Consider the following 14,516-nt stretch of genomic DNA (forward strand, 5'->3'; position numbering starts at 1 on the left):
CATCCGCATCAATTGCAAATGCCCCTATTTTTAACCTACTATCCATTAAAACAAGGATTGAAACACTGTCGTACTTAGCACTACTGTCCACAAACTATCGGATTTTTAACCTACTATCCATTAAAACAAGGATTGAAACTCTTACTCATCTTCTTGTCTTGAATCCTGTCTTCAGAATTTTTAACCTACTATCCATTAAAACAAGGATTGAAACTATGTGACAGCGCCGATCCCAAGGCAAAGTAAACATAATTTTTAACCTACTATCCATTAAAACAAGGATTGAAACTATCCGCTAGAGATTTCTGAGTTCCAGAGAAAAGATTTTTAACCTACTATCCATTAAAACAAGGATTGAAACTTCATTATCTCATCCGCATCAATTGCAAATGCCCCTATTTTTAACCTACTATCCATTAAAACAAGGATTGAAACATTCTCCAGAAATCACCAGCAATTGGGCGAAAGAAATTTTTAACCTACTATCCATTAAAACAAGGATTGAAACGCAGTTCATCTTTTTCATCTCGAAATAATTCTACTCGATTTTTAACCTACTATCCATTAAAACAAGGATTGAAACCCCAGATCGTCTGTCTCCACTGTCCAGCGATTCACTATTTTTAACCTACTATCCATTAAAACAAGGATTGAAACATCGTCAGCTGATCTTCCAGTTCTCTAATTCTCTTCTATTTTTAACCTACTATCCATTAAAACAAGGATTGAAACTATGATCTCCGCTCTCTGCCCCGTAGCCGGAGCTCATTTTTAACCTACTATCCATTAAAACAAGGATTGAAACTCCACTATGTCTCTTAGCATCCCTACAATTTCTTCATTTTTAACCTACTATCCATTAAAACAAGGATTGAAACTACCAAAGCTTATCTGTCTCTATTGCATCTAATATCATTTTTAACCTACTATCCATTAAAACAAGGATTGAAACGTTATCTAACCCTAACTTTTTGTAGATGTCCTCCAATTTTTAACCTACTATCCATTAAAACAAGGATTGAAACATTTCTGCAACTAATATAATTCAGTTTTGTGCATTATTTTTAACCTACTATCCATTAAAACAAGGATTGAAACACAGATTACGCAGGTTTGTGAATGAATGGAAGCAGGAATTTTTAACCTACTATCCATTAAAACAAGGATTGAAACTGATCAGCACATACATCCCGTCAATATCGTCCTCGATTTTTAACCTACTATCCATTAAAACAAGGATTGAAACGGCAATCTTCGTTCGCCTTAATCAATAATTCAGGGTATTTTTAACCTACTATCCATTAAAACAAGGATTGAAACGGCGACATAGATGCATTACCTGGATGGGGCGGAAAATATTTTTAACCTACTATCCATTAAAACAAGGATTGAAACTAAACATGATCGATATTAGCAGCTAAAGCAGCTTCGATTTTTAACCTACTATCCATTAAAACAAGGATTGAAACCAGCTTCGAAAAATTGCTGCTTACCATTTCTGACCCGATTTTTAACCTACTATCCATTAAAACAAGGATTGAAACTGACAGATATATGTCGGAGCTTTCGGAGCTGCGTTTCTATTTTTAACCTACTATCCATTAAAACAAGGATTGAAACAGAATTCAATTTATCTTCAAGATAACTTACTACTGCATTTTTAACCTACTATCCATTAAAACAAGGATTGAAACATCTTTTACCCAATCACATAATTGATCTAAAAATCTGATTTTTAACCTACTATCCATTAAAACAAGGATTGAAACTCCTTGTAAAATTTTCCGCCCCATCCAGGTAATGCAATTTTTAACCTACTATCCATTAAAACAAGGATTGAAACTCGCCTTCAATGGCCATATCATACCCTCTTTTGACTAATTTTTAACCTACTATCCATTAAAACAAGGATTGAAACTGCAGAAATTAGTTGGGCTGGCTACCGGTGGAATTGATTTTTAACCTACTATCCATTAAAACAAGGATTGAAACTTAATATATTATCAGTATCATTATATTTCAAACTAATTTTTAACCTACTATCCATTAAAACAAGGATTGAAACTGCAAATCGTCTCTTTGGCTCGGAATTATGAATCAAGATTTTTAACCTACTATCCATTAAAACAAGGATTGAAACATTGACCGAATTAAAGCCAATGCACTTCCTTTCCCATTTTTAACCTACTATCCATTAAAACAAGGATTGAAACATATATTTTCCTTTTCCTATTCCTCTCCTCTCTTCCATTTTTAACCTACTATCCATTAAAACAAGGATTGAAACCCTGCTTCCCTCGGCGGGAAGTGCTATTTCACTCTATAACTGTTTGGTTTCAAAAACACGGCGGTTCGGCGACCGCCGGTACTTACAATTTCATTTATAACTGTTTGGTGTTAAACTGAAAAGTAACCTCGATCTTCCCGACCAGTTCTTTCAGTTCAATTCTTGGTTCTGATGTATCTGCCTTGATCATTATCGGCTCTTTTACCGCATCGGTAATCTTGCTAAGCTCCTTTTCCATTTCCTTGGCATTGATCGGATTTTGTTTACCCATTTCTCCGATCATTGTGCTGAACATCGTAAATGCTGCTGTTAAGCTTTGCCTAAAGCTATTTAGGTCTATCGTCAAATTTATGCTTGCATTACTCTTAATTTCACTTATCTTATAATTGAGGAGTTTTCAATGGCTACTTTCATAGCTTTGTTCGTTTGCTACTTGCTGGCGCAGGATATGTTGCCAAATTGTCTGCGGCTCAAAAAGTATCGTAAAATGTGACCTGTATCGCTCATTTTTTTCCTGAGCTCATCTATTTCGTCCTGATGCCATTTCAGACACCACATCGCTTCATCCATCTCCAATTCTACTGTGCAAAAATGTACTAATGAAGTTATAATACAATCGCATAAACGGGTTATTTTACTTTATAACTGTTTGGTGTTAAAATAAGGCGGTTCGGCGACCGCCGGTACTAACAATTTCACTTTATAACTATTTGGTGTCAAAAACACGGCGGTTCAGCGACCGCCGGTACCGACAATTTCACTTTATAACTGTTTGGTGTTAAAAAACGGCGGTTCAGCGACCGCCGGTACTAACAATTTCACGGCGGTTCAGCGACCGCCGGTACTTACAATTTCACTCTATAACTGTTTGGTGTTAAAAAAAGGCGGTTCAGCGACCGCCGGTACTAACAATTTCACTTTATAACTGTTTGGTGTCAAAAACACGGCGGTTCAGCGACCGCCGGTACTTACAATTTCACGGCGGTTCAGCGACCGCCGGTACATACAATTTTATAACTGTTTGGTGAAATATTCTGCGGCTAAAATTTTTTCATCGGTTCTAATTATATTCCATAGTGCCTAATCTCTCTTGATAGTAGTAGAATATGTTGGAATCATCTGAACAATTTTATTGCGGCAAAAGATTGTGCTTGATAATGGCTGAATCTCACCAGCAGTATCTTTTAGGGCTTTCTCAATATTACTTTAGTCATTTAGACCTCGCTTATTCTTCGGTGTTAAAAAAAACTTGCCAAAAATCCATATCAAATTAGTATGTATTATAGAAAGTTAATATAAGGAGCCGAAAATGGCAGTTAATACCAGGACGGAATATGCGTTAAGAGCTTTGCTGGAAATAGCAGACAGCAAACAAATGGCAATTAGCGCGCAAAGTATATGCCAAAAGCAATCTCTGCCCAAAAAATACATAGAGCGTTTATTGAGCAACTTAAAGACGGCAAATTTGATCCAAAGCAGTTCCGGAGCCAAAGGTGGTTATTTACTAAGTAGAAATCCGGCGGAAATTACTTTTGCCGATATTATCAAATCAGTTCAGGATGAATCCTTAGATCCTACTTGTAATCTTAATTCCCAGAGGTTTTGTCCCCAAGATAAATGTCCTTTGAGCGGGTTTTTTGCCACCATCGGAAGCCGGATTGAAAGCATTCTAAGCGAATATACGCTTGCGGATATTTATAATGCCTGGAAAGGAGGAAAATAATGCAGCCGGGAAGAATTTATCTGGATAATTGCATTACTTCCAGAACTGCACCGGAAGTTATCAAAGCAATGCAACCCTATTTTGCAGAAAAATATTGGTTTCCTGGAACTTTTATCTCCACTGGAGAAAGCGCCAATGAACTGATTTCTCATTCTCAACAAATTGTGGCAGAATCAATGGTAGCCAAAGCGAATGAAATTCATTTCACCTCCGGGGGAACTTTAGCTAACAACATAGCTATCAAGGGCTTGGCAAATGCCTATAAAAAACTGGGAAATCACATAATTGTGTCCGTTGTGGATTATCCTGATTTGTTAACCAACGCTGCCTATCTGGAAAAAAACGGTTTTGAGGTTACATATCTATCTTCCGATAGCGAGGGTTTCATTTCACCGGAAGAATTGCAAAGCGCCATTCGCCCAGAGACAATTTTGTTTATGACAACCGCCGTGAATCATACCGTGGGAACAATTCAACCCTTTCAGGAAATAAAGCGGATTTTGGAAAGTGCGGATCATAAGATTTATTTTCATCTGGATGCGGGACAAGGTTATGGCAAAATACCTCTCAATGTGAATGAGTTGGGAGTTGATACAATGTCTGTCAGCGCTCATAAAATAAATGGTCCTCAAGGTATCGGAGCACTTTATACACGCACGGGAACAAAACTGGCTCAGTTGATTCATGGTGTAAAAAGAGTGGATAATTTGCAAACGGGCAGTTTAAGTATGGCTCTCATAGCTGGTTTTGCCAAAGCCGTGGAAATCACTTTCAGCGATTTTGAGAAAAATACCGCCTATTTAAGAGAACTTTCCGATTACCTTCTGGCAAAATTGGAGCAGGAAATTCCCTATATTGAATTAAATGGACCCCGAGGCGAAAAACGCGCTCCGCATAATATCAATGTTTCCATTGATTTCATTGAAGGCGAGGCAATTACAATGATGCTTGATCAGAAAGGAATTACAGTTGCCACCGGAAGCGCTTGTGCCTCAGAAGGTCTTAAAGCAAATTATATTTTAATGGCGATGGGGAAAACACATATCCAATCACACGGTTCTTTGAAATTTACCGTTTGCCGTTATAATACAAAAGCGGAAATTGACGAAACCGTTCAAGCTTTAAAAACAATTACTGAAGAGCTGCGAAATCGCAGTCCACTTTATCTGGCAATGAACAAGGAGAAATAAAATGCAATATTCACAAAAGGTTTTAGACCACTTTATGCACCCCCATAATGTAGGCAAAATGGAAAATCCGGATGCTGCCGCTACAGAAGGAAGTCCCGCTTGCGGAGATCAGGTAACTGTGTATCTGAAAGTTAATGATGAAACCAAAACCATAGAAGATATCAGTTTCCTTTCTTATGGTTGCGCTTCCAATATTGCCACTGCTTCCATCATCACCGATATGGCAAAAGGCAAAACATTGGAAGAGGCAAAAAAATTAACCTGGCGTGACGCAATGGATGCTCTGGATGGACTTCCACCCGTTAAAGTTCACTGCAGTGTTTTGGCTGCCGATACATTACAATCCGCCATTTCCAATTATGAAATTGCTCACGGCTTGAAAGAAGTTCCCAATTTCAGCAAAGAGACCATTGAACAAGAATTGAAAAAAATCATTTATCCCCAAGTAGGAGAAGATATTATAGCGCTGAAAATGGTGAAATACATCGGCTTTAAAGAGGGAGAAGTGATAATTGATATGAACATTATGAAGTTTGATCAGTGGCGTGATAACATCGCAGAAGAAATAAGAGAACATCTGCAAAAATACCCGGAAGTGAAGAAAATTACTATCAACTTCCCATAATAGTAGGCAGATTACCCAGATTTGCTTTTTGCGTATTTTCGGTTAACTTATTATAAACTTATCATAGAATAGACAGGAGGATAAAATGTCTGAAATTATTTATATTAAAGGAAGAGAAATTTTGGATTCAAGAGGCAATCCAACAGTGGAAGCGGATGTGCATTTGGAAAGTGGCGTGGTAACTAAAGCTGGCGTTCCCAGTGGAGCTTCCACCGGTGAACGCGAAGCCATAGAACTTCGGGATGGGGATAAAAAACGCTACTTGGGCAAAGGAGTGTTAAAAGCAGTTGCCAATGTTGATCTTATTAGTGATAAATTAAATGGACTGGATTCCCTGATGCAGGCAAACATAGATAAAATTATGATTGATCTGGATGGAACTCCCAACAAAGCCAAACTGGGTGCAAATGCCATTTTAGCCGTTTCTATGGCTGTTGCCAGGGCTTCAGCCATAGAATTGGATATCCCTCTTTATCGTTATTTGGGAGGAGTAAACGCTAAGACATTACCCGTGCCGATGAGCAATATTTTAAACGGGGGAGCCCATGCAGATAACAATGTGGATATCCAGGAATTTATGGTTGTTCCTTTAGGGGCTAAAACTTTCCGGCAAGCACTGCAAATGAATGCTGAGGTCTTTCACTCCTTAAAAGCAATCCTCAAAAAACGCGGAATGGTTACTTCCGTGGGTGATGAAGGTGGTTTTGCTCCCAATCTTGCCTCCAACGAAGAGGCATTCATTGTTATCGTGGAAGCCATTCAAGCTGCGGGATATAAACCCGGAAAAGATATCTATATTGCCATTGATGCTGCTGCCAGTAGTTTTTATCAAGATGGCAAGTATGTTTTTGAAGGCAAAAAAGTGGGCAGCGATGCGATGATTAAGTATTATGAAAATATGCTGACCAAATATCCTATCTGTTCTCTGGAAGATGGATTGGCGGAAAATGACTGGTCGGGTTGGAAAAAATTGAATGCCAAGCTGGGTAGTAAAATTCAGATTGTTGGCGATGATGTTTTTGTTACCAATCCTGAAATCATTGCCCGCGGGATAAAAGAAAACATTGCCAATAGCGTGTTGATTAAACTTAACCAAATTGGAACCGTCACCGAAACCATTGAGGCCATAAATATGGCTCATAGAGCTGGCTGGACAACGGTTGTAAGTCATCGTAGCGGAGAAACGGGAGATACTTTTATTGCCGATTTGGCTGTGGCTCTCAATTCTGGACAAATCAAAACTGGCTCCATTTCGCGCAGCGAAAGAATAGAAAAATATAACCAACTTTTGCGCATTGAAGAAGAATTGGGTGAGGCCGCTTATTTTCCAGGAAAGTCCATAATCAAACAATTGTAAACATATAAATAAAATGTGTAGCCGGCGGACACCGTTCCGCCGCTTGGAAAAATGTGTAGCCAGCGGACACCGTTCCGCCGCATAAAAAAAAGTGTAGCCGGTGGACGCCGTTCCGCCGCATAAAAAAAAGCGCATTGTCTGCGAGCTCCGACTACCCTTTTTTACGGCGGAACGGTGTCCGCCGGCTACCCAACTAAAAATGTTTCACGCTGAGCAATAGTAAACCAAGTTAACTAATTGACAGATAAATATATACTAATATTGGAACGGATAGTGCTTGAATAAAATAAGTAAATATTTTCTGTATCAGGAGGATACGATGAAAAGGCGTTGCTTGTTCTTTTTGATGGCGCTTAGCGTTGCTTTTGTTTTCGCGGAGCTGGGTCCGGTAAATGAAATGGGTGATAGTTTTTTTGCCGGTAAGCTTGGTTGTTATGCTAAAGGTGATACTTTAGCTTATGTTTCTGCAGAGTGGTCTGAAAATAACAATTTGTATTATCATATTCTTTTTCAAATCAGTTATAATGGAGGTCAGACCTGGCAAAGCAGTGTTGTAGATAGTTCTTTGTTTCATCCCACGGAACCGACTTTATATTACAGTCCGGAAGATATAATCGTTAGTTGGAATACTCGGGAAGAGCATCTTTGCAAATTTGCCCAGAGCATCAATTCTGGCACTTCCTGGAGTATTTCTCAAAATTGGAATTCCTTTGAAAGTAGTCCTTATATAGAAAAGTATAATGGACAATTACGCCAGTTTTCCTTAAAGGTTCCTTATCCTCAATGGGATCAGGAACGATATTTAATGCCGGGTGAACCGGATCGGTTTAAACCGGTGCATCTATATTTCAAAAATTCATTAAGTCCGAATCAGACAACTCTCTATTATTACGGATATGAAGATATTCAAGGTGTAGTGCGTGGTAATTCAGATATTAATATCAAACAAGCAGGTGGAGGAGATAATAATGGATGGCCTACTTTCCAAGAGCCAGTAATTATTTCAGGTAGTGTTAATAGTGTTCCTACCGCATATCCTATAGCTAATGTATTTCAAGGTGGGTTAATAGAAAATGCTCCTCCTTTGGAATTATCCGATTTCTCTTTTACCAGGAGCAATTATCTTCCTGTTGGTCCTACGGATTATGATCCCAATCGTATTCTTTTAGTAAATGTAAATGGTGCAAATTATACATCCTATATTGGCCAGATTATGCCACCACATACTGTAACCACTGATGTTTGGACTAATTACCCAGTAGGAATTGAAAATCCACCTTTATTTACCAATACATTTGCTGTATCCGATACAATCTGGATTCCCTATGGTCAAGGTTCTTGCAGTAATCGGGGTTTCTTTGTAAATTCCAAGCTTTGGATAAAAGGGACTTTTAGTGGTCACCAAGTTTGGTGTGCCGCCGATACAATTATGATTATTGGGGAGATTTTATTAAGCGGAACTGTTCCGGGTGAATCACCTGAAAATAATCCCAACGATTCCGTTAAACTTATTTCCGAAGAAAGTGTTCTACTTAAATATGGCTATGTGGATCCTGTTAGTGGTGAGCGAATACATCCCAATTGTTTTAGCGATGATAATCCAGGCAATTATTACACCGATATTTATGCTTTACGAGAAGATCCTGAGCATCCTTATAGAAAGGATGGAATTTTCAGCTTTGAATATCAACATCCTCATCCCTCAATGCCTGATTTAGTAATTAATGATTCTCTTTATACTTGGGTTGATCTACATCGCTATCATTATCCTCAAACCTCTGTAAATCCGTGGTCGTCAAATTTGGATTTACCTTGGTATAATCCGCTCTGGCCTGAAGCTCAACCTTATTTGGAAAGAGGGAAAATCCAGCTTTGGGGTTCTGTAAATCAAATATGCCGCGGTTTTCTCCATCGTAATTATTATGATAATGAGTATCCTTCGGGTGGAATATGGAATCCGGAAAATGATTATTGCGGTGGAACTTCTTATGTAAACTATAATGATCTGGCTACTGGAATTCTCTTAAGCACGCAAAATTTCCCGGGAGCAGCAGGAAGTGGGGTTGGTTATATAAGAGATTATCATCCAGATAATCGTTTCAGTTGGGGATTTGAAGCTCCCTGGCACCCGAGTTTTTATCCCTGGAAATTGGGTATTTCCCTTGAAGATTTTGTTAACAATGATCTTACAGACATAGATTGGGTGCCTCAATATAGGCCCATTAACAGCAAATGTTTTACCCGCAAAGCGGATAAAGCATATTTTGCTTCCAACGATGTTCTTGCCAGTAGGATAGGGGAATCATCAATGCTTGAAGATTTAACTTCGCTTACCCAAAACCAGGGCGATATTTGTGGTTTGCACATATTGGCGGATAATGCTTTGTTAGTGCATCAAGAAAAAGAGGCAAACGGCAGCAGGGAACTGATAATCAAGGTCTTTAGCGATGTTAATCATACTTTAACCGATTCTCTTTCCTTACCAGTTTTTTCCGGAATGAACGATGTTACCGTTATGGGAAATGGAACTATTATCCTTGCCACTTTGGAAGCCAATCGGACGATCAATCTTCGGAAATTAAATAGCGATGGGACTTTTACCACCATAGATACCTGGCAATTGAATTTCCTGGACCCACAAACCCAAATTCATCCCAAAAGCAAAATTTGCTTGCAACCCCGTCACCAAAACGCTCTGGAAGTAACCTTTATGCTATTTGCGGAAGGAGAAAACGGAGAGCCGAATTATTATCAGCTTTACAGAGCTTCTGCATCCTTGCCTGTTGCCATCGAAGATCCTTCTGTTCCTTCCGTGGCACCGATTTTGTTCACTGCCTATCCGAACCCTGTTCATAATAATTTGAAACTGCAAGTGAAGGTTCCAAATTATAATACGCATAAAATCGAGATTTATAACCTGAAGGGACAAAAAGTTGCCACCCTCAATGGAACTTCGGCTAAAAATGAATTAGTGGAATACAACTGGAACGGCTGTGACGCTAACGGCAAAACTGTTTCCGCCGGTATTTACTTTGCTCGCTTAACCGTTGACGGCAAGGTTGTGCAAAGTAAGCGACTCTGCAAATATTAACTTTACCTTCTCACAATTCCTAAAACAAGGGCGGGATCAATTTATCCCGCCCTTACTCTTTACCCATATATTTCCGTTACGCTGCTCGATAGCATCTCGAATGCATCCCGTATCGTCATTCGGGAAGCGTTCGGGAAGCGTTCAGGAAGTGTTTGGGAAACATTAGAGTTACAAGTAGGCAACCAATAACTATGATAGAGGAGTAAAACTACGCTGGGCTAAGCGCAAAGGAAGCGATAGCCATAAATCTATGAGCAAATAGGGTAGAGGGGTTGAATGGTTCCGCTCGCGTTAAAGATTGGCGTAAAATAGGGCTACAAAATCCAATTGGCATTTCGAAACGGAATTTGCCACTTCCCTTTTTGCGCTTGTTTTATTCTGGTAAAAAAACGGTTTATGCTTTTGGGAAAATTTCTCCCATAGTTTTTATGCTACCCAAAAGAGCCGATGATTCATAGGGTAAAACAACTGTTTTATCTCCTTGTTTGACAATCTCTTTGAATGCTTCAATATATCTAAGAGCAATCTGAAATTGAGCTGGGTCGGTTCCTGTATTTTTTACGGCTTCGGCGATGGAAATAATGGCTTGTCTTTCACCTTCGGCGACCAATTTTTTTGCCTGTGATTCACCCTCTGCACGCGCTATGCGAGCTTGTTTTTCTCCGTCTGCAACCCGAATTTGATATTCGCGTTCCCCATCTGCTTGTAAGATTTTGGCGCGTTTATCGCGTTCGGCGCGCATTTCTTTTTCCATAGCGGTGCGGATTTCTTCCGGAGGTAAAATTTCTTGCATTTCCACTCGGTTTACTTTTACTCCCCATTTATCGGTGGCTTCGTCTAAAATATCACGCAATTTTCCATTGATGGCATCGCGGGAAGTGAGGGTTTCCTGCAAAGATAATTCCCCAATTACATTTCTGAGGGAGGTCTGAGTAAGTTTTTCAATTGCCTCGGGTAAATTGCCTATTTCATAAACAGCTTTATAAGGATCGGTTATTTGAAAATAAAGCAAAGCATTGATATTGATGGAAACATTGTCACTGGTGATCACATTTTGGCGGGGGAAATCATATACATTTTCCCTAAGGTCAATTCTATCCTCTACTTTATTTACAACAACAACATTTCCGCGGAAGTCACTTTTGTTATAACGCCAATGAATGGGACGGGTTTTATCAAAAATGGGAATAATGATGTGAATTCCGGAATCCAAAGTCCGAAAATATTTTCCTAAGCGTTCTACAATTACTACACTTGCTTGACGCACAATTATCAGTCCGCGAGAAATAAAAGCAAGAATCAAGATAGCGAATACGATTACGACATATAAATAGGTCATAATTTCCTCCCCTAATTATTTTTTTCCTTATTTCTCCGCTTTGTAATTTTGGCAAGCAAAAACTGAGAATGGTTCAAAGTGCGGGAGTTCGGAGTTCAAAGTTATGCTTTTGGTGGTTTCGGTTCTTCGGTGATTTCGGTGGCTAAAAAAATTTACTTGACTTAAAATGCTATAAGAAAAAAGATTAAAAAAAGAAATCAAGTGAGGTGATTATGCTAACCTATACTGAAATTCGTAGTAATGCAAGAGAATTTTTACGCGGGAAATGGAACAATCCCTGTGCATTGATTATTCTTATTTTAGGCCTGATTAGTTGTGGAATTTCTATTGTTCCTTATCTTGGTTCAGTTATCTCTTTGCTTATTACAGGTCCTTTTGCTTTGGGACTTTCCATTGTATTTTTAAAACTGGTTAGAGGTGAAGAGGTGAATGTGGAATTGATGTTTGAGGGCTTTAAGGATTTTACCCGTAGTTTTATTGCGGGTGTATTAGTTTACATTTATATCGGCCTCTGGTGTTTGCTGTTAATTATTCCTGGAATCATTGCTTCGTATGCCTATTCAATGACTTTTTTCATTCTGGCTGATAATCATAATTTAACTGCCAATGAAGCAATTAAAGCCAGTAAAGAATTGATGCAAGGCCATAAAACGGAGCTCTTTATGCTGGATCTTTCTTTTATCGGTTGGATTTTACTGGGATTATTATCTTGCGGAATCGGTTTTTTGTGGATAGGCAGTTACATTTACACAGCCAGGGCAATTTTCTATCATGAAATCAAAGGTGAAGCAATCGCTGAACCAGTTGCTGATGTTGCTTTTGAAGAAGTAGTCAATGAACCGCTAAAGGAAGAATAATTTAAATTCAGCGTTTCTTAGATGGTGGTTTAAAAAGCGATAACAACGCTTTATGTAAAGGTATATTTTGCTTTTCCACCACAAAATAGAGAGGAATGAAACTAAGCCAACGCATCAAGCCACCTAAGACAAAAATTACCTGTTCCGGTTCAATATATTTTTTTCCAATAGTTAAAGCGGAAGGGAAAAATATCCCACAAGCAAGAGTGGAAACCATCATTGCCAAACCAGTTATGGCTCCGTAAACTCCGGAGTAAACTTGTTCCCTGCCTTTAATGGCAATGGAAAGAACAAAATTGGTGGTTATAATTCCTGCCCCAGCCCACATAAAACCTGAAATAAGCGCTTCCAGCCATAAAATAGAAAAATTTTTAGCACTGGTAAAAAGCCATAACATAGGATTTAAGCCACCTAAAACAATACAGATCTTCATTGCGGTTTTATTGCCATTTTTATCTATGAAGCGACCCCAAAATTGATAAGAAAGGATCGAAGATAGCACGCTTAAAGTATTGTAAATCTGGATTTTAAACATACTCATCGAAAGATTCTTCATCATAAAAGGTCCCCAAAATGGACTTCCAACCCCTATAGCCAACATCCACCAAATTCCAAAAATGAGCAGTAAACGAAAATTTTTATCTTTAAAAGGAGATAAATAACGATCACGCAAACGCTCTTCTGACAAAGAACTTAGCGGATTTTCCGGTTGACGCCTTAAAAACAATAAACCGATTAAACCAATTAGCGAAGCAAAAACATAAATACCTGCCAAAAACCAGGGCTGATTTTGCGGAACAAAGAAATGCTCCGCTCGTAAAAAATGAAGATAGGCAAGTTTGATGGCTCCTCGGGTGGATTCAAAAAGGTCTATGTGAAAACTAACTAAGTAACTTACAATTAGCCCGATGCCAACCAGAATCTGATTGCGTTTGGAAAAAAACCTGCCCCGCAGAGAAAGAGGAATTAAATCACTTATCCAAGCAATCCAAATATTGGCACTCATCGCTTGTAAGCCGGCACTGAAAAATAGTAGTAACAAGGCAAACCAGATACCCTGTAAACGATTGTGAAACAATAATGATAGACCCAAAAACATAGTTAGAGCTCGGCCCACTGCAGTAATTAAAACACAGGCATTTTTTTGCTGCCTTAATTTATATGTAATAGCCACTCCTAAGGGCTGCCAGATTGCAGAAACCTGACCGATTGCACTTAGTAAACTGTAATGCATGGGTGAAGCATCTAATAAAACCATCAGCTTAACAATAAAAGAAGAACCAATGGCGGAAAGATTGCCGTAAATTTGAGCAAATATACCTTCTGTGATGGAGGTCTGAAAACTGGTTCTAAGCTGACTTTGCTTCCGTTGTTTATCTATCTTGGACATCTAAAATTCCTTATTTTTCTCAAGCTTATTTTATTTTAGGGCTGTTCCTGTCCAGTAAATTGTAACCAAAAGTGAACTCTAAAACCAGGGATTTAAGGATATGTTCACGCAGATTACGCTGATTACGCAGATTTAATTTTCGCAACAAGGATTTAAGGAATGGTTCACGCAGATTACGCTGATTACGCAGATTGCGCAGATTTAATTTTCGCAAAAAGGATATTTATAAGGTGGGAAAACAAAGGAGGGTTGACTTCCTCGTCAACCACAACAAACAAACTATCAAGCTGTTATAAAATAAAGCGGAAACTTAATAACTCGGTTGTCAGTGGAACGACGGGGACTTCGTTCTTCCTTTAAATATTCTCTTACAGATTAAACCGAAGAAACAAGGATTTTAGGAATGGTTCACGCAGATTACGCAGATTACGCAGATTACGCAGATTACGCAGATTTAATTTTTGCAACAAGGATTATAGGACTAATTTTTCGAAACAAGGATTTAAAGATTTTAGGATTAAGAGGATTTCAAATTTAGAAGTTCCGTCAGGAACGATACATACTAACGACGGGTTTTTAACCCGGCGATAAGAATATCTTTGGGAAAAAGTCCCAGCGGGACGACAGATTTAAGAAACGGGTTTTAACCCGTTGCAA

At 38.7% G+C, this 14,516-nt stretch carries 9 protein-coding genes and 1 CRISPR repeat array; of the genes, 6 read left to right on the plus strand and 3 right to left on the minus strand.

Going from position 1 to position 14,516, the window contains the following annotated elements; all coding sequences use genetic code 11:
• Positions 1–26: 26 nt before the first annotated feature.
• Positions 27–2,287: a CRISPR direct-repeat array (repeat unit 38 nt; unit sequence ATTTTTAACCTACTATCCATTAAAACAAGGATTGAAAC).
• A 94-nt stretch (positions 2,288–2,381) separates the two neighbouring features.
• Positions 2,382–2,582 (minus strand): hypothetical protein, encoded by a 201-nt coding sequence (locus ABFC98_04985; GenBank protein ID MEN6445382.1) that lies wholly within the window; start codon positions 2,580–2,582, stop codon positions 2,382–2,384.
• A gap of 1,014 nt (positions 2,583–3,596) precedes the next feature.
• On the opposite strand from ABFC98_04985, the gene ABFC98_04990 reads away from it, so the two are divergent.
• The 5 genes from ABFC98_04990 to ABFC98_05010 all read left to right on the plus strand — a co-directional run bounded on the left by ABFC98_04990 (position 3,597) and on the right by ABFC98_05010 (position 10,273).
• The gene (locus ABFC98_04990) at positions 3,597–4,010 is read left to right on the plus strand and encodes an Rrf2 family transcriptional regulator (GenBank protein MEN6445383.1); all 414 of its coding nucleotides are present in this window, start codon (positions 3,597–3,599) and stop codon (positions 4,008–4,010) included.
• Positions 4,010–5,200: a cysteine desulfurase family protein gene (locus ABFC98_04995; protein MEN6445384.1), complete on the plus strand. Its 1,191-nt coding sequence runs from the start codon at positions 4,010–4,012 to the stop codon at positions 5,198–5,200. Before ABFC98_04990 ends, ABFC98_04995 begins: the two co-directional genes overlap by 1 nt.
• Position 5,201: 1 nt before the next feature.
• Positions 5,202–5,825: an iron-sulfur cluster assembly scaffold protein gene (locus ABFC98_05000; protein MEN6445385.1), complete on the plus strand. Its 624-nt coding sequence runs from the start codon at positions 5,202–5,204 to the stop codon at positions 5,823–5,825.
• 85 nt (positions 5,826–5,910) lie between these two features.
• On the plus strand, positions 5,911–7,182 hold the full coding sequence (gene eno, locus ABFC98_05005; GenBank protein ID MEN6445386.1) for a phosphopyruvate hydratase: 1,272 nt from the start codon (positions 5,911–5,913) through the stop codon (positions 7,180–7,182).
• 319 nt (positions 7,183–7,501) lie between these two features.
• Positions 7,502–10,273, plus strand: coding sequence for a T9SS type A sorting domain-containing protein (locus ABFC98_05010; GenBank protein ID MEN6445387.1), 2,772 nt, complete (start codon positions 7,502–7,504; stop codon positions 10,271–10,273).
• A gap of 394 nt (positions 10,274–10,667) precedes the next feature.
• On the opposite strand, the gene ABFC98_05015 is transcribed toward ABFC98_05010, so the two are convergent.
• On the minus strand, positions 10,668–11,612 hold the full coding sequence (locus tag ABFC98_05015) for an SPFH domain-containing protein (protein MEN6445388.1): 945 nt from the start codon (positions 11,610–11,612) through the stop codon (positions 10,668–10,670).
• Between the two features lie 212 nt (positions 11,613–11,824).
• Between ABFC98_05015 and ABFC98_05020 the strand changes: the two genes are divergently transcribed.
• The gene (locus tag ABFC98_05020) at positions 11,825–12,469 is read left to right on the plus strand and encodes a DUF975 family protein (protein ID MEN6445389.1); all 645 of its coding nucleotides are present in this window, start codon (positions 11,825–11,827) and stop codon (positions 12,467–12,469) included.
• Positions 12,470–12,476: 7 nt separating this feature from the next.
• On the opposite strand, the gene ABFC98_05025 is transcribed toward ABFC98_05020, so the two are convergent.
• Positions 12,477–13,859: an MFS transporter gene (locus tag ABFC98_05025; GenBank protein ID MEN6445390.1), complete on the minus strand. Its 1,383-nt coding sequence runs from the start codon at positions 13,857–13,859 to the stop codon at positions 12,477–12,479.
• Between the last annotated feature and the right edge of the window lie 657 nt (positions 13,860–14,516).

The organism is Candidatus Cloacimonas sp. (assembly GCA_039680785.1).
Taxonomy (GTDB): Bacteria; Cloacimonadota; Cloacimonadia; order Cloacimonadales; family Cloacimonadaceae; genus Cloacimonas.